This is a genomic window from Francisella orientalis FNO12 (genome assembly GCF_001042525.2).
Lineage (GTDB): Bacteria > Pseudomonadota > Gammaproteobacteria > Francisellales > Francisellaceae > Francisella > Francisella orientalis.
This window is the reverse complement of sequence record NZ_CP011921.2, coordinates 1-23,555: the sequence shown is the minus strand read 5'-3', so window position 1 is coordinate 23,555 and position 23,555 is coordinate 1. Positions and strand designations below refer to the sequence as shown.

Below are 23,555 nucleotides of genomic sequence, written 5' to 3'. Positions count from 1 at the left end.
TTACGATGAAAATATCAAAACTAATGGCTGTTGTAATAATACTATTTATTATTATTTTTCTTATATGTATTTTTTTATACTTTGATGCTAGCTTCGAAAGAGATGCTTATTTATATGCCAACTTTACCAGAGTAAATAGTGTAGAAAATGGACAAGTTCAGAAGATATACATCAAAAAAGGATCATATGTAAACAAGGGGGATACATTATTTGAACTAGATTGCAGATACATAACAAAAGAGCTCAATATACTACAGTCTCAAGATAAAAAGATAGCTCTAGAACTTAAAGATATTGTCATAAAAATAAAACTTGCTGAAAAGCAAAGAGATTTAGCTAGAGAAAGTCTAATTGTTGAGAAAAGAAATTTTGAGAGATATAAACTTCTAATAAAAGATGGTGCCGTATCTGATCAACAAAAAGACTTAGCTGAAAAAAACCTAATATCTAGTGAGTCTCAATTTGTCAAAGCGTGTCAGAATGTAGATAACCTAAAAATCAGACAAAATGATCTTCTATCTGATGAGAAAATAACTCAATCAAAGATTGGTCAAAAAGAGTACTCTTTGAGTAGATGTTCCATCAAAGCCACAACAGATGGATATATTTCAAACTTTATATTACAAAAGGGCGATTTCATTAATAAAGGAGAAGATTTATTTTCTATCGTTGATACTCATAAATGGTATGTTGTGGCAAATGTCAAAGAAAGTAATATTAGATATTTATCTGTTGGCCAGACTATTAGTATGACTACAAGCCTAACAGGATTTAAGAAATATACAGGTAGAATAGTTGATATCGAAAAAGGAATCACAAGACCCGAATATAATAATTTCTCTGCTCTCTATCATATTGAAAGAAATATAGACTGGGTTAGATTGGATTATAGATTTCCTGTACTTATAGAAGTTTTATCTAAAGATACAAAAGAATTTAGACTTGGTGGAGATGTCCATGTATGGTTCTAAGTTATATGATATCAAAAAAGAAGAATCTCTAGAGATATTGCTAATATCTATAGCGATTTCTATATGTGGTGTAATAGCAATTATTATTAATGATGTTCTAAATTTTGATTATCCTTTTTGGGCTGCTACAGCTGCTATCGTAATATTCTCAACAGGATCCTCTCTTACTATCTATAAGTCGTTGAGAAGAGCTATTGCTACAATTATTGGTTCTATTATAGGTTTATACTTAAGTATACTTTTTGTTGAATTTTCATTTGTAGGCATACTTATTATTTTTATAGTAGGAGCTATATTCTTATTTTTTTCAAAAATCTATCCTCAAGAGGGCTATTTTCTACTGTTCATTGGCTTACATATATCTTTTATAGGGGCTAGCTGTATCGTAGAGCCTACTAATGCTTTTTATTTAACAGAGTATCGAATACTCACCAATATTGTTGGTGTTTTATGCGCCTTAATATTTGTGCTTATATTACCAATTAAAAAAGGAAAAAGCTTCTCACCACCACCACCACTATCAAATCAAGACGCTCTATTAAATACAACTAGAATATTTATTGCAATGAGTTTGGCTGTACTGTTTTGGATGTTTGTAAACGTTCCCGGTGGCTCAGTCAATATGATTATAACTATCGTAATTATATCCGGAGTTGAGATAAATAAAACTGTCCTTGTATTTCATCGAAGATTCTTTGGATGTTTACTAGGAGTATCATGCGGTATTGCTTGTATTGTAATATCAAGCTATTTACCAATTATTATATTTCCATTATTTATAATTTTCTCAACAATCTTTACGTACTTTGCATTACAACATCCATCGTATGGATATGCTTATGAGCAAGCAAATAGAGCATTTATGATAGTCTGTTTCTCGACAAAACTAGAGTTTTTTAGCTTCTCTGATGGTACATATAGAGCTTTAGGAATCTTTATCGCATTATTTATACTATTGTTGATTGAGGTTAGTGAAAGAGCTCTAAACATAATATCTGAGTCATTGGGTGATTATATTATTAGACAAGTATTTGTATAAAAATCAGTAATTATAAGTTAATTAGCCAGCGGACTTTTAGCCTTAAATATCAAAACACGATTTTAACAAAACTTTAACTTTATCTAATCCTAGCTCATTCATCAAATCAATATTTCTTTGCGGTATATCATCAGGGTCTGGATAGTTTGCTATTGCTCTCTCAAGAGACTCTTCACGAATCCAGTGCAACATCGGATAAGGCGAACGGTTTGTATAATTCTCAACATCATTTAAGTCTATCCCTTCAAACTGATAATCAGGATGAAAACTTGCTATCTGATAAACTCCTTCTAATGACATATCAATCAAAAGATTATCTGTATCATATAGAAAGTCATTGTAGTCGTAGAAGTCTTGTAAAATATACGGATGAATAACTAAAGTTGTCTCAATATTCGTGTCACTCTCTAATAGCTCTAGTTCTGTCTGTATTTCTGCTAATAATTGCTCTGTGGTTGTTGCTTCTGAGACAAAATAACGAACTCTATTTTTAACAACTTCACGCTTAGCAAATGGACAAAGATTCATTCCTACAACAAATGTCTTGACCCAATTTTGTGTAGCAGTAATTATTTGCTGTTTATCCATATCCAATATCAATAATAAGATTTACTTACCATTATACTCTTTTGTCATAATAAGTTTGTATATAAAAATCTCTTCTGTAAGTTACATAGCTTAATTTCTGCTAAAATAAAGTTACACAAGTATATAAACCGACAAATAGAAGAAATATGGAAAAAGTAAACTTCACATCTCATGGATGTAATATATCAGCACAGCTATATAAACCTGAAAACTTTGATCAAAATAGTAAATATCCTGCGATAGTTTTATGTCATGGTTTTGCTGGGTTTAAAGAAGTATTGTTACCGGCATATGCTGAAGCTTTTGCAAAGGCTGGGTATGTTGTACTTAACTTTGATTATAGAGGCTTTGGCGAAAGCGAAGGCGAAAGAGGTCGACTAGTGCCAAAACTACAAATTGAAGATATTCACTCTGCGATTGACTATGTAGCTAGTCTAGACTTTGTTGATTCTAATAAAATTGGACTTTGGGGTACTTCTTATGGTGGTGCTAACGCTATCACAGCAGCTGCACAAAATAATCTCGTCAAATGTCTATCAGTTCAACTAACTTTTGGAAATGGTGAGAGAGTAATCACAGGTAATATGTCAGGTGAAGAAAAAGAGAAATTCCTTGGCATGATTGACAAAATGTTAGCTAAAAAAGAAAAAACTGGTAAAGAGATGATGGTACATTTACATAAGGTACTAACAGATGAGCAATCTATAGGCTTTTATGAGAGATATATTAAAGAGTATGATGCTTTTGATATTAAAATTCCGTTTCTTACAGTTAATGAAACGATATCGCATAAGCCTGAGAACTATATTGGCGATTTAAAAATTCCTGTACTAATAGTTGCTTCTGATACTGACTCTGTAAACCCAGTTGAAGAGTCGCATATATTATATGAAAAAGCTAATGAGCCAAAAGAGCTAATGGTTCTAGAGGGTATTAGTCACTATGAATGCTATGAAGACAAGCCTCTACAGAAGATATTGGCTAAGCAAATTGCTTGGTTTGATAAGTATGTAAAATAGTGAAAATACTACCCTGTCTTGCTTCGCAATCCACCCCCACAATATTTGAAAAGGAATCTCCGCACATTAGCGGTTAGTAGCTTCAAAAGCAAATAATAAGAAAATAAAACTGTCTGAACGAAGTGGGTTTTTTATTTTCCATTTGATTTTGGCTACGATAGCGTAGTGCTAGGCAGTTTTGCATACTTTTTCTGCCATGAAAAAAGTATGTCGCTATAACTTACGCAGTTAAGTAGCGAAAAACTAACTTTCGTGAGCAGAATATTTTTTATCAATTCCATTATTTATTATGTATTCGGCTAAGTTAAAAATATCCCCTTTTAAACAACCTTCTTTAAATATAGCTTTTGCATGGTTACTAACTTTCACCTTTACATCACTAGGTAAAGACTGGCAACTTTCTACTAATTCATTAAATCTTTCTATATCTATAACTGTCAAAACATTTTTAGAAGCAGAGAAAGATAAGCTAACTTTTAGCCTATTTAATCCAAACATATATAACCTACTAGCTATATCAGCAATGTTCTTTTACTTAACCTCTATATCCTCTTTAATTTCTTTAGTTTTGAGATAAATCGTAAAAGCTTATTCTCAAGCTTTAAAATCTTGAGTTTTGATATTAAAGTCAAAAAAGTTTTTTCACAATTTTTACGATAAATAAACGATAAAAAATAAACATGAGGATAATAAAATTATATCCTTTAGGATTAACAAAGATCTGCACCATAATTAAGAATAGTGGCAGTATCAAGCTAACCCACTGTTTTCTATCAAAACTCATGATTAAACTCTAAACACTGCCCTCTTTGATCGCTAACAACTTTGCCTTTATGATATTTAACTACACCATTTACAATTGTAGTCTGAATCTTTGATTGGAAAGTAATACCATCAAACGGAGTCCAGCCACACTTATAATGACAACCTTCATCTGTCACAGTATGTAGACCATTAAGATCTACTAATACCAAATCAGCATGATATCCTTCACGGATAAAACCACGATATTTTACTTTATAAACTATAGCTGGAGCATGAGCTGTCTTTTGCACGACTTGCTCTAAAGTTAAGAAACCTTTGTGATAATGCTCTAATACTGAGGTAAGAGCTTGCTCAACAAGTGGTAAACCAGCTGGCGCTTTAAAGTAAGTACCTTGCTTTTCTTCCCAAGTATGTGGGGCATGGTCTGTAGCAATTACATCAATAGTATCATTAGCTACACATTCTAGAAGTTTCAAACGATCACTCTCTTCTTTAACTGCTGGATTACATTTAATACGTGAGCCTTTATCAGCATAGTCTTTACGTGAGAAGAATAAATGATGAGCACAAACCTCTGCTGTGATACGCTTTTCCTCTAATGGAATAGTATTATCAAAATGTACCATCTCTTCTGCTGTAGTTAGATGTAATACATGTAATCTTGATTTATATTTCTTTGCTAGACCTACTGCAAGCTCAGACGATTTAAAACATGCATCACGTGAACGAATTTCTGGATGTAAGTCAAAAGGTATATTTTCACCATATTTCTCACGTGCTTTATTTTCATTCTCGGTAATCATTGGCGTATCTTCACAATGCGTCACAATTAGTAACGGACTATCTTTGAAAAAGCCTTCTAATGTCTCAGGATTGTTCACTAGCATATTACCAGTTGAAGCACCCATAAAGATCTTAATAGCACAAGCATCATTTGGTTTTAGACGTTTTAGTTCTTCGACATTATCATTTGTCGCACCTAGATAGAAAGCATAGTTTGCATGTGATCTAGCTGCCGCACGCTCTTTTTTATCATCTAACCGCTCAACTACTGTAGTAGCTGGATTTACATTTGGCATCTCCATATATGATGTGATACCGCCCATTACAGCAGCGCGAGATTCTGACTCAATATCTCCCTTGTGCATAAGGCCAGGCTCTCTAAAATGTACCTGATCATCTATCATACCTGGTAGTAGATGAAGGCCTGTCGCATCTATAATTTTATCTGCTGATTTGTCTATATTTGCAGCAACTTGAGCGATCTTGCCATTTTCAACCCAAACATCAGATTTAAATGTTTTGCCTTCATTTACAACTGTAGCATTTTTGATAAGTAAACTTTGATTTGACATTCTTTCCTCCTTTATAATCTACCGAGATTATAAAGAACCATAGTATAAATCGCCATATTTAAAAGTAATATTTATCTAATCGTTCATGTTAATATGTCTAATAGGTTAATCACTACCAATTAGAGATAGTATGAATAAAGTTGAGCCTAATAATAATCAATACTGGTTAGATAGATGGCAAAATAATGATGTCGATTTTTGTCAAGAAGCTCCTAATGAATTCTTGGTTAAACACTTTTCTAGATTAAATATAAATAGCTCTTCAGTATGTCTGGTGCCAATGTGTGGCTGTAGTATAGATATGCTGTACTTTTTGTCTAAGGGTGTTAAAGTAGTCAGTATCGAACTTTCAGAAAAAGCTGTTTTATCATTTTTTAGCCAAAATAATATCAAATATGAAATTACCGAAGAGAGTGACTACAAATGTTACTAAAGTAATGATATTAAGATATATGTAACAGATATTTTTAACTTACCTAAAATAGCTAAAAATTTACTAACTTTTGACATTTGGTACGACCGAGGTGCTTATATTGCTTTGCCAGAAGATATAAGAACTAGATATGCAAATATGATGCTAGAAGTTTGCCCAGATAAAACACAAATATTACTCCTAGTAATGGAGCATGACAAAAAAATCTCGGACTCCTCCATATAGTGTTACTCAAGCTGAGCTAATAAAGAGCTTCTCTCCAAATATAGAGTTTGAGCTAATTGATAGTAAGCCAAGAGAATGTATTCCTGATTACAGAAAGGTTGAAGGAATGGCAGAACAATATTACACTGCTTATCTAAGAAAATAATTAAATCTATTTTTTGAATTTATCGTTGATGTTTTGCATATATTTATTTAGAGCATCTAGTGTACAACTGTCATCCTTATCCATAATTGGTAATTTAACATATTCACCATTATATCTAAGTTTAACTTTGTAAATATCATCATCTTTGAAAAGCTCAAACTGTAGATTGCTTGCATAGCCTGGTGCTTCTTCTAGAGGTACTCCTAACGCTCCCATAACCTCCAAAAGAGTCAAATCATGACCTGAGTAATAAGTCATTTTATATTTAGATTTACCATCAGCGACATTATTTAAATCTTCAATTATTCTATTAGTAAGCTCGCCACCCATAATATAAGCAACTTTTTGTGATTTGAACTGTTGTGCCAAGCCCCAATCTGTAAGAGCAATTATCTGATCCGCATCTTCTTGAGATAATCCTTTTGGTAAAGGTTTACCATGCGCTTTGGCAACTATCAAGACATCTCCTACTGTAATAACATCATTTAAACCTGATATTTTATTACCTAATATTTGCTGCCATTTTGCAAAGTTAGGTTCTGTTTCTTTAGTTTTATCTTGCCATATTTTAGAGTTATAGATATATTCTCTCAACACAGCTAGATACAGCTTATAAGGAAACTGTATAAGCTTAGATTCAGCCGATAAAGTCATAATTGGAATCGGTTGGAAGCCTCCATTAATAGCATATTGTCCGTTATCTAAAACTGGACCTGTACCGGCTTGATATAACCCCATTAATAAACTTTGTGCACTCTCTACAGTTCGATTAGTATGGCTAGCTAATACAAATATACTCTGATTCTGATATTTGCATGGCAGTAGTTTAAAGTTTTTGATGTATCTTTTTCTGAGCTGACCACCTAGATTAAACTCTTGATTCATACCAATTGGAGTAAGTTCAGACAGTCCTATTCCCCAATCATATTCAGCATTTTTGATATTGGCAAAAGGTGCTCTATCACCATGGCGTGTAATCATCGATACAAAAACTAGCTTACCTTCCGAGTAACCTAGTGGTATCAATAAAAATAGTAATGTGAAAGTCGCAATAATTTTTTTCATAACTTTGTCGAGAAGTCTTTTTAAATAATTCACATATATTAACATTTTAAAAAATGAAAACTATGATTTTATAGGTTGATACTGTTATTTGTCAGAGCAACTTAGATAAATACTCAATATCAAAATATCTTATATATTAAATCAAAATAACATATTTTTATTTATAAAAAAACTTTGTAATAATAGTCACATCTCGATACAGAACATATTTAAAAAGGTAATTAGAAATGAGAAAAGCAGTCTTAGTAATCACAATTAGTTTAGCAACTTTAAATTTTGGTTTTAGTTTATATAAAGTTAGTGGTATGAGTTCTAACTCTTTCCCACCTCCTGTTATGCAATTAGCATAGTTTTTTACACTAAATTTCCCAAAAACTCTCTCCCGTTAATATCCAATACAAACATAAACCAAAGATCACAATTCCTACAGCAGATATTTAAATATGTATTTTTATAATAGGTATTTTCAGACTATGAAAGTGAAAAATCAAAAGATATAAAAATTAATTATAGTATAAAAATAGCTTTAAAACTAGACCAAAATCAACTTTAGTTAAAACTTGAGAAAACAACCTTTACATATAGGTCTCGAATGCCTACAATACTTTCAATTTGCCTATTAACTTTGTAAAAAGTAATGACAGAAAAGTTTTTCAAATATTTTTTCTTCCAATTCAATTCATCACAAAAAGGTTGTTTTTATTATGATATTAGCTAACGATATGACTAATGCTTTATTGGTTTTTCCAGATGGTACATACTATCTTGGTAGATCAATAGGAGTTCGTGGTTGGACAGACGGCGAAATTTGTTTCAATACATCAATGACAGGTTATCAAGAAACTCTTACAGACCCTTCTTATGCTGGTCAGATAATCACATTTACATTCCCTCACATAGGTAATGTAGGTATCAATAACGAAGATAACGAATCACTAGGTGTATTTGCTAAGGGTCTAATTGTTAGAGAAAATCTAACTAGCCCATCAAATTTTAGATCAAAAAAACATATAGATACATGGCTAAAAAATAGAAATATAGTAGGTATCTGTGGTGTTGATACGCGTGCTATAGTACGTAAAGTACGTAAAGAAGGTGCAGTAAGAGTTGCTATACTTTCGGTCAAACCAGGTGAGTTTTTGGATGCAAACTATGTCAGATCTCGTATCAAAAACAAATCAAACCTAAACGGTAGAGACCTTGCAATCAGTGTAACTACAAATAGAGAATATGATTGGAATGAGCATACATTCTCACTAGGTCAACAAGTGTACAAACAGCAAGAAAGCTACAAGTATAGTGTTGTAGTTATCGATTATGGCGTCAAATACAATATTCTAAGAAACCTAGTAGATGCTGGTTTTAAGGTAACTGTAGTACCTGCAGATAGTACTTATGAAGATATTATGAAACACAATCCTAATGGGGTGTTTTTGTCAAATGGTCCTGGAGATCCATTTGCTACCTCTGACTACACTATGCCTGTAATCAAAAAACTTCTAGAAGTTAAGATGCCAATATTTGGTATCTGTTTAGGTAACCAACTACTAGCTCTAGCAGCTGGTCTAAAAACTAAAAAAATGCACAAAGGTCATCGTGGTGTAAACCAACCAGTACTCGATGCCGATACTAAGAAAGTTCTTATCACAAGCCAAAACCATGGTTTCGTGGTATGTGATGATGTAGTACCAGATAATTTTGAGATTCATATGAGCTCACTCTTTGATGGTACAGTTGAGGGCTTAAGATTCAAAGACAGACCAGCTTTTGCGGTACAGTATCACCCAGAGAGCTCACCTGGTCCGCATGACTGCAAATATCTATTTAATGAATTTGCCGAGATAATAGCAGATAGTAAAAAAGGGAATTAATAAAATGCCAAAAAGAACCGATATAAAAAGTATTTTTGTTTTAGGCGCGGGTCCAATTGTTATCGGTCAAGCATGTGAGTTTGACTACTCAGGAACTCAAGCATGTAAGGTTTTGAAAGAAGATGGCTACACAGTCTATCTGGTTAACTCAAACCCTGCAACAATCATGACAGATCCAACAACCGCAGATAAGATCTTCATTGAGCCAATTACGGTTGAGAGTGTTGGCAAAATCATAGCTAAAGAAAGGCCCGATGCAATCTTGCCTACAGTAGGTGGTCAGACAGCACTTAATTGCGCTCTAGAATTAGATAAAGCTGGCATCCTAGAAAAATACAATGTCGAAATGCTTGGGGCAAAGGCTGACTCTATCGATAAAGCAGAAAATAGAGAAAGATTTAACAAAGCTATGGCAAAAATTGGCTTAGAAGTACCTAGAAACGTTGTAGTACAAACGATAGAACAAGCTTATAAAGCACTAGAAGATATCGGTTTACCAGCTATTATCAGACCATCATTTACACTTGGTGGAAGTGGTGGTGGTATCGCTTATACAAAAGAAGAATTTGAATCAATTGTAAAAAATGGCCTAAGCCTATCACCTACAAATGAAGTACTAATAGATGAGTCAATCTTAGGTTGGAAAGAGTATGAGATGGAAGTTATCCGTGATAAAGCTGATAACTCAATCATTGTCTGCTCAATTGAGAATATCGACCCAATGGGTATTCATACTGGTGATAGTATAACAGTAGCTCCAGCACTTACTTTGACAGACAAAGAATACCAAATCATGCGCGATGCTTCTATTGCTGTACTTAGAGAGATTGGTGTCGAAACAGGTGGCTCAAATGTACAATTTGCAGTAAACCCAGAGAATGGAAAGCTTGTTGTAATCGAGATGAACCCTAGGGTATCGCGTTCATCTGCATTAGCATCAAAAGCTACTGGTTATCCTATTGCAAAAGTTGCAGCAAGACTAGCAGTTGGTTATACCCTTGATGAGATTGATAATGATATTACAAAAGTTACACCTGCTTCATTTGAGCCAACTATTGACTATATCGTTACCAAGATTCCTAGATTTACATTTGAAAAATTCCCTACTACACCATCAAATCTATCTTCACAGATGAAGTCTGTTGGTGAGGCTATGGCAATTGGTAGATCTTTCACAGAAAGCTTACAAAAAGCTCTGGTATCACTTGAAACTGGCTTAACAGGTCTTGATCAAATCGAAATAGCGGGTGTAAGTGAATCAAATACCAAACAAGAAAACCAAGCAGCTATCCTAAAATCATTAGAAGAGTTATCTCCCATGAGAATACTAAGAGTAGCTCAGGCTCTTAGATATGGTATATCTCAACAAGAAATTTATAATGCTTGTAAAATAGATCCTTGGTTTATTGAACAAATTGCAATTATTGTAGATGCTGAAGAGAAGCTTAAAAAAACAGGTCTACCAAATAGCAAAGAAGAATTCTCTGTTTATAAAAATCTAGGTTTCTCTGATGCAAAAATTGCTGAGCTTGTTAGTAGAACTGAGAGATATATTAGAAACTTCCGTTTCGGTAAAGAAACCTACCCTACTTTTAAGAGAGTAGATACTTGTGCTGCTGAATTTGACTCTAAATCATCTTATTTATATTCTACTTATGAGCACTATAGCTACGAAGAAATCGTTCGCGACTGTGAATCAGAAATTTCTGACAAAAAGAAAGTTATAATATTAGGTGGCGGTCCTAACCGTATTGGTCAAGGTATTGAGTTTGATTATGCTTGTGTTCACGCTGCTAAATCTCTTAAAGAAGAAGGTATCGAAACTATCATGATTAACTGTAACCCCGAGACAGTTTCTACAGATTATGATACTTCTGATAAATTATACTTTGAACCATTGATGGCTGAAAATGTTCTTGATATTATCAAAAATGAAATGCGTAAAGGCGAAGTACTAGGTGTAATTGTACAGTTTGGTGGTCAAACTCCTTTAAAACTTGTATCAGCTCTTCATGAAAACAACATCCCTATACTAGGTACAGATCCAGATAAAATTGATCTAGCTGAAGATAGAGAAAGATTCAAAGAACTACTAGATAAAGTTGGCTTGAAGCAACCTCTAAACACTATTGCCTATACGATTAATGAAATTAAGAAAAAAATTGTAAATGTTGGCTACCCTGTTGTTGTAAGACCTTCTAATGTATTAGGTGGCAGAGCAATGGAGATTGTTCATTCAAAAGAAGAACTTGATGCATATATTAAGACTAATGCTAAATGTATTCTTGAAGGTCCTATTTTGATTGACAAATTCCTCAAAAATGCAACTGAACTAGATGTTGATGCTTTAGCTGATGGTGGTGATCGCGTATTTGTTGCGGGTATTATGGAGCATATTGAAGAAGCAGGTATTCACTCTGGAGATTCAGCTTGTTCTATCCCTACTCGTTCATTATCAGATGAACAAATCGAAGAGGTTAAGCAGGCAACTATCAAGTTAGCTAGAGAACTAAATGTAATAGGTCTAATGAATATCCAATTTGCATATCAAAATGGTGAGTTATATGTAATTGAGGTAAATCCAAGAGCATCAAGAACTGTACCATTTGTAGCAAAAGCAACGGGTAATAGTATCGCAAACATTGCTACTAAACTTATGCTTGGTAAGAAGCTATCTGAGTTTATCTTAAACAACCCTATCCCTAGACATTTCTCTGTCAAAGAGGCGGTATTCCCATTTGGTAGATTTGCTGATGTAGACTGCTATTTAGGCCCTGAGATGAAATCTACAGGTGAAGCAATGGGTATAGATAGATCTTTTGGAATAGCATTCTATAAAGCTCAAGAAATGTCTTTTAATAAGCTACCATTAAAGGGCAATATTCTAATATCTGTAAGTGATGCTGATAAACCAAAAATAATAGAACCTGTTAAAGAGCTGTTAGAACTAGGATTTAACATCTTTGCAACAAAAGGTACTGAGCGCTTCTTAAAAGAAAATGGTATTGAGTGTAAGCTTTTTGATAAAGCTTCGGATAATATTGGTAACAATCAAGTACACAGTACTGTCAAAGCAATCGAAGCGGGTGAAGTTGACTTATTGGTTAATACATCAATAAGGCAAGGACTGAAAATAAGTTTAGCATTAAGAAGAGCTGCTATTATGAGTAGAGTTTCTTATGTCACAACAATTGGAGCTTTTGAGGCTTTTGTAATTGCTGTTAAAGATATGCGCAAAATCAATAATGATTTTGATGTTAAAACTGTTAAAGAATGGATTAATAGTTAAAGTATGTCATCCTATGGCTTGACCATAGGATTCATTGCTTTTTTAAAAACTACCCTATTCCTCTCTTGAGAGGGGTACCGATAGGTGAGTTGTGGTGTCTTCAACTGCCACCCCTTCGTAGTACCAAAGGAGAATAATCTTCTGGAGTATCAAAATGCTATCATTTCAAAAGCTATTACGTGGTGATCAAATTACTAAAGATGATTTAAATAAACTATTCCATCAAGCTGATATTTACAAAGATAAACTAGCTAATTCAGAGCCTATCAAAGATTTAGAAGGCAAAATATTAGCTTCTTTATTTTTTGAACCTAGCACTAGAACAAGGTTTTCATTTGAGTCGGCGATGAATAGACTTGGTGGTAAAGTAATATCATTAGAAAATGGCTCTTCTAGCTCTACTCAAAAAGGCGAAACCCTTGATGATACAGGTAGAATGATAGATCAGTATGCTAATATTATCGTGATGCGTCACCCTAAGCCTCACAGTGTTGAAGAGTTCTCCAAATATGTCAACTCACCTGTGATAAATGCTGGTGATGGCAAGAATGAACACCCTACTCAATCATTGGTTGATTTATATACTATCTATTCTGAGAAAGGCTCTCTTGATAATCTAAAAGTTGGTTTTTTAGGTGATCTGAAATATGGTCGTACAGTTCATTCACTAACCAATATCCTAACTAAATATAATGCTACATTTAAATTTATATCTTCAAAAGAACTGCAAATACCAGAGAAACTTAGAGATTTTGTTGAAAAAAATGGCAATTCTTTCATAGAACTAGAACAAGTAAATAGTGATGTCTTAGAAGATTTAGATGTACTATATGTAACTCGTGTTCAAAGAGAGAGATTTCCAAATGAAGAGAGTTATTTAAAAAATAAAGATTTATGCTACTTAGATAGAAAGCATATTTTAGCCTCTAGTAACTTCATAATCCTTCATCCTCTGCCAAGAGTTGATGAGATGGATAGATCTATTGATGAGCTTGAATGTACAAAATACTTTGAACAAATCAAATATAGTGTTCCTATGAGAATGGCTCTATTATCATTACTTCTAAAGTCACAAAACTAAATTTAATTAGATATTTATAGCTTTGTTTTTTTGACAATCTCTTCTTTTTACATTAAATTTTATTAATTATTTTTGAACTTAGTTTATAGATTGCTGAATATAGCTTTCTGTAAATACTATTTTTATATTTTTAACTAGATATTTACTATGAAAAGAAATGTAGACTTTATGTGGTCACTTAGCCTGTTTGGTACGGCTATTGGAGCTGGCATACTTTTTTTACCAATTCAAACTGGAATTTCAGGAATTATACCAATACTTGTAGTATTAGTTTTTATTTTTCCAATGGTGTTTTTGTCACATCGAGCATTGTGCAGATTTGTAATATCTAACCCAAATACTGATTCTGACATTACTGTAGTCGCTGATGACTATTTTGGTAAGTTTGGTGGTATTATTTTTAATGTTTTATATCTATTTGCCATATTGCCGATACTATTAGTTTATAGCGTTGGTATTACAAATACTCTAGTTAGCTTTTTTAAATATCCGCTCCACTATGATATACAAAATAGATTCCTTTTAAGCTTTTTTACTATACTTTCGTTAGTATTTATAATTAACTTTGGTCAGAAACTAATTATTCGTGTAATGAGCTTTTTGGTCTTCCCATTCATCATAGCATTATTAGTGCTTTCACTATGGATGATTCCATACTGGAATATTAATATTCTACGCAATAGCTTTGAGTATAATCACTCTTTTTCGGGTATTTTATTAGCTATATGGATAATCATGCCGATACTAATATTCTCATTTAATCACTCGCCAATTATTTCATCGTTAGCTGTTTATGCAAAAATAAAATATAAACAAGATGCTGATAAAAAAGCATCGAGAATTATTGCTTTTAGTAATATTCTAATGATTGTTACAGTAGTCATATTTGTATTTAGTTCGATGCTAACTCTGTCTCCTGATGACTTAATAGCTGCAAAAGAAGAGAATGTTTCAATATTATCTTATCTAGCAAGCCATTTTGATGACTACTCCTTAGATTATATAGCTCCATTAGTTGCTATAGTCGCTATGAGTAAGTCTTTTTTTGGTCATTATTTAGGCTCAAAAGAAGGTATAGACGGTATAATTTGCAAAATCTCAAAAAACTCAATCAGTCAAAAAACTATAAAACCAATTACACTATCTATAGTATTTTTGTCATGTTGGTTAGTTGCTTATTTAAACCCAAATATACTAGATATGATATCTAGTATTGGCGGTCTTATTTTAGCTGTAATACTATTTATTATGCCTATCTATAGTATCTATAAAATCAAATATCTAAAGCAATATAAAAATCTACTAGCTGATAGTTTCATACTTTTTGTTGGTATTGTTGCATTATCTTCAGCTATCTATGTTTTATTCTAGAATCATACTTAAGATTTGACATTTATAATAATAAAGTATAAATTGTATCACACCCAAATGGGGGCGAATATGGTTTCGACATGAATGTCAAAATCTAAGGTGCATGTCGAGGAAGTACCGTAACCTCGTTAATAACAGTACAAATGCCAATAATAACTGGCAACAAAAAAGCAAACCGCGTAGCGGCTAACGACAGCAACTTTGCTGCTGTTACTAAAGCTGCCTAGTCTAGCTTAATAACCTAGAGACGCACGGATATGATAGTCTTTCTTATGACACTATCTTTACATCCGTTCATATTCTGCATAAGACGGTCTTTGCTTTTTGTCTGGGAGTTAAGGCCGTATTTAACAGACTCGCTAACTATTACCCTGGCTAATTGGAGAGTAGTCAAGCTAAACTCAAATAGATTAGCCTAAGCATGTAGATCCAAGGATAGAGAGTTTGTGGACGCGGGTTCAAGTCCCGCCGCCTCCACCAGTTGTATTCAATTTTTTTTGAATAATAATTTAAAATAGTTATTATTTAGATATAAGGACTCAGGTACAAATTTTAATGAAAAAAATATTAACTTTTGCTCTCATTATTATATTATTAGAAGCTGTACCTTGATAAATGATAGAAATATAACTTCTAGCGCTACTCCTCTTGTACAGAGACAACAAAGTTCCTTACTTACTAATAAAACCTAAGGTAACAAACCATTTTTTGATTTTATCAAGTATGCCTAACTACTAACTTTGATTTTTATATTCATTAAAAAGTTGATGTGATTGGTTAGATACTTGTTGTTTGTTTTTACTACTACTTTGTTCTGTATTCTGATTTGCATTTCCAATATTTTGTCGCATAAGCTCTAAATTTTTAGCGTATATTGAATTAAATGACAATATAACGATAAAAGTAATCAAAAAATTTTTTATATTAGTTATCCTTTTTATAAAACTGTTAAATAATAACTCTAACCAAGAAAATATAAACATGCAACTGATATTTTTTACAATAAAAAGTTTATTCTTTGTGAAAATATTTTATAGAATAGTCATCAATTATTAATTTAAGATATTTATAAAAATGATTAAAAAATATTCTTTACTATTTGCTATAGGACTTATTTGGGGATCATAATTTCTAGACATACCACCAATTTTGATTGCTTTTGCTAGATCATTTATTGGTTGTTTGATTCTTTGTTTTGTTTGTTATTTTTTAGGTTTAAAATCTAAATCATTCAAAAAAGATTTTGCTATTTACTCCTTAATTGCTTTTCTTGAAGCTACAATGCCTTTTATGCTAATACCATGGGGTCAAAAATTCACTAGTCCATCCATTACCGCTATTTTGACAGGGACAGTGCTATTTTTTTTGTTGTTTTACTTGGACCATTAGTAGTTAAATCTAGAATAACTTTTGCTAATACTTTAAGTATTTCAGTCGGATTTATTGGTTTATTAGTATTATTTTATCCAAATTTAGTAGCTGATAATCATTCAATAAATATATATGGGATATTAGCAATACTATTAGCAACTACATCCTTTGCTCTAGCTTTATTACTTTTAAGTAAATCTTGTTTCCACGATAATCCTATTATTGTTTCAAGAAATATTCTTATTGCTTCAACCTTACAGTTATCTATCTTATTGATTATATTTAAACCAAGCTATGCTAGCATTCATTCTTCTACTTTTGCACTATCTTCTTTAGTATATTTAGGTATATTTTGTGCTGGTATTGTATATTTTCTTTATGCTTCTTTAATAAAGGTTGCAGATCCAGTTTTTACCTCTTTTACTAATTATCTAGTACTTTTTTTGGAGTTATTTTTGGTATATTAATAAACCATGATCCTTCTAACATAACTGTTTGGATATCTTTAATCATCATCCTATCTGCTGTTAGTCTTAACTACATAACTAAACACTAATCATTATTTATCATTTATTATTTTCTATGCTAGATCACTACTTCTTTGATAAAATATAAATGCCATTAAAAATCTTAGGAGAATAGAAATGAAATGCTCATTTAAGAAAATGATTCTTGCTGTAAGCAATTTTAGTTTTGTGCGTTAGCTGTTTTTTTTAACAGTTTTAGGAGTTGCTGTCGCTTTGAAAATTATAATGCTGATTTTATGTATATTTCCTGGTTCTGTACACGAAAATATATGGCTTGTAGTTATATCTATTGTTTTAGTACTATTTTCCGCTAAATACCATAAAAAAGGTCACTGTGGCTGTGGTTCTAAATGCGACTATCCTTGTAACAAAAATCAAGCTAATAAATGTTGTGACTCAAATAAGGAAAATTTTGCTGAATAAATCTTCGGAAATCTATTTTTTATAACTAATTATTATATTTATGCCTTATAATATTTATATATCCAAATTCTATTTTCTATAATTTCTCAATGCAATATTTAGAGCAAAACTGTAAATTAACATTAATCGAGAGTTTAGAAGAATATAATAAAAATTATTCTTTTTTAAACTCAAATGATGGTCATGATGAAGCCAGCAAATGGTTTAGAAATCATGATATCGCACATATTTCATATGGGACCATTCCTTTTGAGATTAGAGGTGAAGCTATAAATGATACTTGGACTTTAGTAGGTACTAATGTCACACTCAAGGGTTACAAAAAATTTTTTAATTTTGTTAATTATAAAACTGTTATAAATAGTTACCTCAAAAAATATAAATATAAGTCTATTGTCTACTTAGTAATGATTAAACATATTCCAGTATGTTTATTAACTGTGTTTAAAGCTTATAGAATGTCAAAAAAATGGGATTGGTATAATTATGACAAATATCTAAATACTCCTCTATCAGACATAAGAAAAGAGTTTAATATAAAGGTAATAAAACCTTAGTTTTAAAACCATTTTAATTTCTTAAACAAATATACTTGTAATATTACAATAAATAACAAGATAGCTAAAAATATCCAAAAAGCATATTCATTTTGTGATCCTGGTATTCCAGCAACATTTATTCCTAATAATCCTGTTAAAAAACTTAAAGGCAAAAATATAGCAGCAATAATAGATAGAAAATACATTTTTTTATTAAGTTTATCACTTAAAGTATTACTGACTTGATCTTTTACTACTTGTAATCGATCACGTGCTTCATCCAAATCCTCTACGTACCTCATTACATAATTATATATTTCAACTAAATAGCGTTTATGTGAGTTCGATAACCAACTTAAACTACTTAAACGTAATTGCTCAATTACGTCTCTTTGTGGAACTATATACCGCCTAAAAATTATTGTCTGTTTTCGTAAATCTGCTATAGATTCTCTTAGGTCTATATCAATTATATCTACACTTTGCTCTTCTATATATATGAGTCTATCATCAATATCAGCTAAGATAGACTCCATACGAATGGATAATTTTGCTACTAATACAGATATAAAATCAGCTGAATTTTTAGGACCTGTTTTATCTTCAAAACTTTTTTTAATATCATCAAATAAGTTTAAAGATCTAAATCGTGTACTAATTATACGATTTTTATCCATCCATAATCTTATTGAAATCATATCTTCCGGAGACTCATTTTTATTAGGATTCATTCCTCTTAAAATAACTAACATACCATCATTTATCTGGGTAAATCTAGGTCTTGTTTCTTCAGCAAGCAGCGCATCGGTAATAAAAGGATCTAAAGAATATAATTCTTTATTTAACCATTCTCTACTCTGAGGATTTTTAGCATCTAAATGCGTCCAAATAATTTTTTGATTTGTATTATTTAGTTGATTTGTATGTGGTTCTAATAAAGCTGCTCCACCTCGACCATCTAAAACATAAGAAAACAAAATATGATCCATAGTTGTACATAAAATATATTAACTCTACATACTATAAATTTTAGCAGTATAAATTGGTGTCTATAAAGATATATTAACTTTTTGATAAGTAACTTTTTTGATTTATCAATAAAATGTATAAAACAGCAGATATAACTACAAATACTAACGCAAATAAGTTATAAGAAGATATATTTTCATATATATACCCAAATACTAATTCAGATACTAAATATGCAAAAATAACCCATGATGAAGCAAATGCTTTTGTGATTTTAGAAAAATCTCCTTTGCTATCTATATATGCATATATTATGAAAAATACTATGTGTAGAACTAGAGCAACTGTTAAATTAAGCACTCCTGCAATCATCAATAAATATGTCAAAAACATATATACCAAAAAGGCAATAGTTCTAGAAAAAGGTAGATAGCTCAAAGGTAAAGGATCAGCTTTGTTAGCTTTAATTTTTGCGTATGCAATAGGTAGAGCTATGCATGATACTAATATAAAAGTCGTTGTTAAAGAAGCTATCATCTGCCAGTTTCTAAAGAAAAATATCAAAATCAAAGAGCAGATAAATGAAAAAATTAATGAAGTACGCGAAACGTTTACACCCTCAGTTACTCTAGCAAAATAACCAGGCATTTGCTTTGCTTTTGACATTTCATTTAACATACGAGTACTAGCACCTAGATAGATAATACCTGTTCCTGATGGACTAATTAGAGCATCTGCATAAAGTACCAAAGCTAAAGCATTTAAACCTAATACTCCTGTTAATTGAGCTAAATGAGATTCAAAATTTAAGCCACCCCAACCATTTTCTAGCATTTTTTCAGGTACACCACCAATAAATGATATTTGTAATAATAGGTATATGAATAATACTATCAATACACTACTAACTAATGCTATTGGAATATTTTTTCTAGGATTATCTAGCTCTGCTGAGAAACTAGCTGTCATCTGAAATCCTAAAATGAATAAAATATGCCTCAAGTAACAATAGCATTAAAAATACCACTAACTCTATCTGGCATAAAACGAACATTTTCACCACCAAAATTACTTGAATGAAATGCTGCTATCATTATTATCACAGATGTAGCTATGGGTATGATTATCTTCAAAGATGTTAATGAGTTACTAATTTTTGATAGAGATTTGATACCCAATAATTTATCAAAGTATACAGTAACATAAACACTGCAACTACTAAAACTCCTACAAAAGTAAGTTCACCATTACTAAATACATAAGGAATAATTGGCTCATATATAGAAGAAATATATTGTGTTGTAGCCATAAAGGTACAATTATAAGCCCTAGCGTCCAGTTTGATAATCCTGTTACAAAACCAAAATGCTGATTATGCGATATAGTTACTAATCGCGTAAATAATCCATTTGTAGGATATTTCACAGCTAGTTCTGATAATAAGAAAGCTATTAAAAGAACTATAAAAGCTCCTATAATCCATGAGAAAATTGATGAAGCTCCTATTGCTTGTGAGGCATAATAAGAAGAATATTTTAGATATTAAAAATATGGTAATTGCTGATACTGATTCAAAAAACCCATCCACTATATGCTTATCAACTTCAAGTAATATTTTTATAGTACATAAATCTTCTATGGGTTCACAAGCTTTAAGTGCTTCAAAAAATGTTATTTTTATTGCTAAAAATACATATAAGAATAGTGCTATTGATTACGGCTTAGCTGATCTAGCTTATTTCCCTAAAGATATAATTAAAAGTATAAAGAAAAACTATAATAAAGATACCGATGACAACTTCTATATTACTTATGGAATCCCTAAAGACTCTATAAAAAGCTTTATTAATTCAATTTTAGATACTACTAAATAATTTAAATTTTCATTGGCATAATAATAAACAAGCTATTATCTTTTTCATCTTTAACTAAAGCGCTCATATTAGGATTATCAAGATAAATAGTCATAGTTTCTTCACTTAAAACATTAATAATGTCTAAAAGATATTTGTAGTTAAAACATATTTCCATATCATTATCATTATATTGAACTTCTACTTTATCTTCAGCCTTTTCATTATCAGGATTATTTGCAGATAAAAGCACTTGTCCTTGAGATATATTTAAACGTACACCTTTGTATTTATCATTAGCTAGAATAGATGTTCTTAACAATGAATTTTTCAAAACTTGCTTATCTACAGCAAGAAGCTTTGTGTTATTTTTAGGGATTACTTTTTGATAATCTGGATAACGTCCATCTATAAGTTTTGATATAAATGCATAATTACCAAACTCTGCTTTAAGATAGTTCTTACCTAAACATATTTTGATATTTTCTTCTGTTTTGCCAACTATCTTTTTAAGTTCTAAAATAGCCTTTTTAGGAATTATTGACTGCGAATCACTATCTAAAACTTTACTATCTATTATAGACTCTGTAATAGACATTCTGTGTCCATCTGTAGATACTGCTCTAAGTAAGTTTGAGTTAATTTCCCAAAACATCCCATTTAAGAAATATCTAGTATCATCATTAGCCATAGAAAAATCTACTTTTGAGATAATATGATGAAAGTCTTGTTGAGAAATATCAAAACTTGCTTGCTCATTAATATTACTATCAATTAAAGGATAATTATCAGCATTTAGCGATATAAGGTTAAATGTACTATTATTAGAAATAATTGTAACTTTATTATCATCAATTCTAAAGTCGATCATAGAGTTATCATTTAAACTTCTAACAATGTTGTATATTTTGTCCGCATTTAACGCTAATTTTACGTTTGTATTGCAACTAACAGCTATATTACATGATATCTCTGTATCAAGATCAGAAGCTGTAATTTTAAGATTATTGTTATTTATATCAAACAATATACATGATAATAAAGGCATTGTACTTTTACTATTAGCCACTGATAACATTGACTGTAAAGGCTTTAGTAAGTCATCTCTATTTAGTACAAAATTCATTTTTAAAAACCCCTTTGATAATAGTTCCTATTTTTATTTAACGAGAAATCTTGTCTAAAAGCAACTCATAATCATCAGATATTGAAGTATTGCTTTGTCTTAATTTAGTTATAGCTTTGACAGCATGCATAACTGTAGTGTGATCTCTACCACCAAAGGCATTACCTATCTCTGGTAAGCTATGTGATGTCAACTCACGTGCCAAACTCATTGCTATTTGTCTTGGTCTAGCTATATTTCTACTTCTTTGATTAGAAGTTAAGTCTTTTACCCTAATTCTATAAAAGTCAGCAACAACCTTTTGGATATTATCTATTTTTACTTTCTTTTCTTGTATTTTTATAACATCTCTTAAACAAGCTTGCGCTACTTCTATAGTAGGATCTTTATGATTAAATTTAGAGGTTGTTAGCACTCTATTTAAAGCGCCCTCTAACTCTCTAACATTTGTACGTACATTTTCAGCTATAAAAGCTGCTGTTTCATTAGGTAGTTTTTGTCCTAAGTCATGTGCTTTTTTGAGCAAAATAGCTATTCTAGTTTCTAAATCTAGCATATCTACAGAAACTGTTAGACCATATCCAAAGCGTGAAACTAATCTTTCTTCCAAACCTTCTATTTCATTTGGATACTTATCACTAGTCAGGATAATCTGTTTACCATTTTCATACAAAGCATTAAACGTATGGAAAAACTCTTGAGCTGTACCTTCTTTACCTGCAATAAATTGAATATCATCTATGAGAAGAATATCTGCAGATCTGTACACTCTTTGAAACTCATCTTGATCTTGTAATCTAATTGAATTTACATAATCTTTAATAAACTGTTCTGAGTTTGTGTATATAATTCGAGCATTTGGATTAACTTCTCTAGCATGATTACCAATAGCCTGCATCAAGTGAGTTTTACCAAGTCCGCTACCACCGTATATAAATAATGGATTATGCAATTTACCAGGATTAATAGATACTTGCATAGCCGCTGCTCTAGCTATTTTATTTGCATCACCAACGACAAAACTATCAAAAACATATTTTTCTTTTAGTGGTAAACCAAAAGAATATTCTTGATCATCTTTATCTGTGATAAGCATAGCTTCATCAAAACCAAACAACTCTTGGGAAGCCGTTTTTTTAGAAGATGGTTTTTTTTGATTCTTCTTAGGCTCTTGATTTAGACTTATTTCTTCAGAATCATCTTTTATTTCAACATTTTTCTGATTAAAAAAGTTTGCTTGTGGCCCAACCGAAGCTACTCCCGAAGCTTTTTCTCCAGAAAACTTTTTATTAGAATATTCTATAAGCAAATCACCATTATGAAACTCTTCTATTGTTGATGAAATAAGATATCCATACTTAGATTTTATATGTTTTTTAAAATATTCATTATTACAATAAATTGTGAATAAGTTACTATTTTGCTCTACATGAATAGGTTTAATCCATGTTTTATATTCAAACGTAGAAAGGTTTTTTTTTATCTTTTTTAAACACTTATTCCATGTAGTCATAATAAAAAAACGTCCCA

Annotated in this window: 22 protein-coding genes, 1 other RNA gene and 1 pseudogene; 13 read left to right on the top strand and 11 right to left on the bottom strand. The window is 31.3% G+C overall.

Annotated features, from left to right (window positions below):
- The first annotated feature begins 5 nt into the window (after window positions 1-5).
- Window positions 6-971, top strand: a complete 966-nt coding sequence (locus FNO12_RS00110) for an HlyD family secretion protein (protein WP_014714151.1) — start codon at window positions 6-8, stop codon at window positions 969-971.
- Complete coding sequence (locus FNO12_RS00105; protein WP_014714150.1) at window positions 958-2,010, top strand: FUSC family protein; 1,053 nt, start codon at window positions 958-960, stop codon at window positions 2,008-2,010. Before FNO12_RS00110 ends, FNO12_RS00105 begins: the two co-directional genes overlap by 14 nt.
- Before the next feature lie 42 nt (window positions 2,011-2,052).
- Here the strand turns inward: FNO12_RS00105 and FNO12_RS00100 are convergent, their stop codons facing one another.
- The gene (locus FNO12_RS00100; protein WP_014714149.1) at window positions 2,053-2,598 is read right to left on the bottom strand and encodes a DUF1415 domain-containing protein; all 546 of its coding nucleotides are present in this window, start codon (window positions 2,596-2,598) and stop codon (window positions 2,053-2,055) included.
- 146 nt (window positions 2,599-2,744) lie between these two features.
- On the opposite strand from FNO12_RS00100, the gene uilS reads away from it, so the two are divergent.
- Window positions 2,745-3,617, top strand: coding sequence for a UilS family quorum-quenching N-acyl-homoserine lactonase (gene uilS, locus FNO12_RS00095; protein WP_014714148.1), 873 nt, complete (start codon window positions 2,745-2,747; stop codon window positions 3,615-3,617).
- 243 nt (window positions 3,618-3,860) lie between these two features.
- Here uilS and FNO12_RS00090 read toward each other — a convergent pair whose 3' ends face one another.
- The gene (locus tag FNO12_RS00090) at window positions 3,861-4,115 is read right to left on the bottom strand and encodes a hypothetical protein (RefSeq protein ID WP_014714147.1); all 255 of its coding nucleotides are present in this window, start codon (window positions 4,113-4,115) and stop codon (window positions 3,861-3,863) included.
- A gap of 275 nt (window positions 4,116-4,390) precedes the next feature.
- The gene (locus tag FNO12_RS00085; protein ID WP_014714145.1) at window positions 4,391-5,737 is read right to left on the bottom strand and encodes a dihydroorotase; all 1,347 of its coding nucleotides are present in this window, start codon (window positions 5,735-5,737) and stop codon (window positions 4,391-4,393) included.
- A gap of 130 nt (window positions 5,738-5,867) precedes the next feature.
- Here FNO12_RS00085 and FNO12_RS00080 point away from each other — a divergent pair.
- Window positions 5,868-6,540, top strand: a pseudogene (locus tag FNO12_RS00080) (thiopurine S-methyltransferase).
- 6 nt (window positions 6,541-6,546) lie between these two features.
- On the opposite strand, the gene FNO12_RS00075 reads toward FNO12_RS00080, so the two are convergent.
- Window positions 6,547-7,605: a histidine phosphatase family protein gene (locus tag FNO12_RS00075; RefSeq protein WP_174805263.1), complete on the bottom strand. Its 1,059-nt coding sequence runs from the start codon at window positions 7,603-7,605 to the stop codon at window positions 6,547-6,549.
- A 227-nt stretch (window positions 7,606-7,832) separates the two neighbouring features.
- Between FNO12_RS00075 and FNO12_RS09855 the strand changes: the two genes are divergently transcribed.
- The 6 genes from FNO12_RS09855 (at window position 7,833) to ssrA (ending at window position 15,697) form a co-directional block, all read left to right on the top strand.
- The gene (locus FNO12_RS09855; protein ID WP_014714143.1) at window positions 7,833-7,955 is read left to right on the top strand and encodes a hypothetical protein; all 123 of its coding nucleotides are present in this window, start codon (window positions 7,833-7,835) and stop codon (window positions 7,953-7,955) included.
- A 354-nt stretch (window positions 7,956-8,309) separates the two neighbouring features.
- Window positions 8,310-9,476, top strand: coding sequence for a glutamine-hydrolyzing carbamoyl-phosphate synthase small subunit (gene carA / locus FNO12_RS00070; RefSeq protein WP_014714142.1), 1,167 nt, complete (start codon window positions 8,310-8,312; stop codon window positions 9,474-9,476).
- A 4-nt stretch (window positions 9,477-9,480) separates the two neighbouring features.
- Window positions 9,481-12,765 carry a carbamoyl-phosphate synthase large subunit gene (gene carB, locus FNO12_RS00065; protein ID WP_014714141.1) on the top strand — a complete coding sequence of 1,095 codons (3,285 nt, stop codon included), beginning with the start codon at window positions 9,481-9,483 and terminating at the stop codon, window positions 12,763-12,765.
- 154 nt (window positions 12,766-12,919) lie between these two features.
- Window positions 12,920-13,846, top strand: a complete 927-nt coding sequence (gene pyrB / locus FNO12_RS00060) for an aspartate carbamoyltransferase (protein ID WP_014714140.1) — start codon at window positions 12,920-12,922, stop codon at window positions 13,844-13,846.
- A gap of 147 nt (window positions 13,847-13,993) precedes the next feature.
- Window positions 13,994-15,217, top strand: coding sequence for an aromatic amino acid transport family protein (locus tag FNO12_RS00055; protein WP_014714139.1), 1,224 nt, complete (start codon window positions 13,994-13,996; stop codon window positions 15,215-15,217).
- Between the two features lie 59 nt (window positions 15,218-15,276).
- Window positions 15,277-15,697, top strand: a transfer-messenger RNA (tmRNA) gene (gene ssrA, locus FNO12_RS00050).
- A gap of 254 nt (window positions 15,698-15,951) precedes the next feature.
- Here ssrA and FNO12_RS00045 read toward each other — a convergent pair.
- A complete protein-coding gene (locus FNO12_RS00045; protein ID WP_231138653.1) occupies window positions 15,952-16,128 on the bottom strand; it encodes a hypothetical protein in 177 nt (58 codons plus the stop codon).
- Window positions 16,129-17,328: 1,200 nt separating this feature from the next.
- On the opposite strand from FNO12_RS00045, the gene FNO12_RS00035 reads away from it, so the two are divergent.
- Together FNO12_RS00035 and FNO12_RS00030 are read left to right on the top strand one after the other, a co-directional pair.
- On the top strand, window positions 17,329-17,538 hold the full coding sequence (locus FNO12_RS00035) for a hypothetical protein (protein WP_014714137.1): 210 nt from the start codon (window positions 17,329-17,331) through the stop codon (window positions 17,536-17,538).
- 89 nt (window positions 17,539-17,627) lie between these two features.
- Window positions 17,628-18,095, top strand: coding sequence for a hypothetical protein (locus FNO12_RS00030; protein WP_014714136.1), 468 nt, complete (start codon window positions 17,628-17,630; stop codon window positions 18,093-18,095).
- A 2-nt stretch (window positions 18,096-18,097) separates the two neighbouring features.
- Here the strand turns inward: FNO12_RS00030 and FNO12_RS00025 are convergent, their stop codons facing one another.
- The 4 genes from FNO12_RS00025 to FNO12_RS09840 form a co-directional block, all read right to left on the bottom strand.
- Entirely contained in the window at window positions 18,098-19,066 is a 969-nt protein-coding gene (locus FNO12_RS00025; protein WP_014714135.1) for a zinc transporter ZntB, read from the bottom strand.
- 73 nt (window positions 19,067-19,139) lie between these two features.
- A complete protein-coding gene (locus FNO12_RS09850) occupies window positions 19,140-20,015 on the bottom strand; it encodes an APC family permease (RefSeq protein WP_231138651.1) in 876 nt (291 codons plus the stop codon).
- Window positions 20,016-20,184: 169 nt separating this feature from the next.
- Window positions 20,185-20,355: a hypothetical protein gene (locus FNO12_RS09845; RefSeq protein WP_231138650.1), complete on the bottom strand. Its 171-nt coding sequence runs from the start codon at window positions 20,353-20,355 to the stop codon at window positions 20,185-20,187.
- Window positions 20,274-20,522, bottom strand: a complete 249-nt coding sequence (locus tag FNO12_RS09840; RefSeq protein WP_231138691.1) for a hypothetical protein — start codon at window positions 20,520-20,522, stop codon at window positions 20,274-20,276. The genes FNO12_RS09845 and FNO12_RS09840 overlap by 82 nt, the downstream gene beginning before the upstream one ends.
- Before the next feature lie 35 nt (window positions 20,523-20,557).
- Here FNO12_RS09840 and FNO12_RS00015 point away from each other — a divergent pair, with 35 nt between their 5' ends.
- On the top strand, window positions 20,558-20,920 hold the full coding sequence (locus FNO12_RS00015) for a hypothetical protein (RefSeq protein ID WP_174805288.1): 363 nt from the start codon (window positions 20,558-20,560) through the stop codon (window positions 20,918-20,920).
- Window position 20,921: 1 nt separating this feature from the next.
- Here the strand turns inward: FNO12_RS00015 and dnaN are convergent, their stop codons facing one another.
- Together dnaN and dnaA are read right to left on the bottom strand one after the other, a co-directional pair.
- Window positions 20,922-22,025, bottom strand: coding sequence for a DNA polymerase III subunit beta (gene dnaN, locus FNO12_RS00010; RefSeq protein ID WP_014714133.1), 1,104 nt, complete (start codon window positions 22,023-22,025; stop codon window positions 20,922-20,924).
- A 37-nt stretch (window positions 22,026-22,062) separates the two neighbouring features.
- Window positions 22,063-23,538 (bottom strand): chromosomal replication initiator protein DnaA, encoded by a 1,476-nt coding sequence (gene dnaA, locus FNO12_RS00005; protein ID WP_041257418.1) that lies wholly within the window; start codon window positions 23,536-23,538, stop codon window positions 22,063-22,065.
- Window positions 23,539-23,555 lie beyond the last annotated feature (17 nt).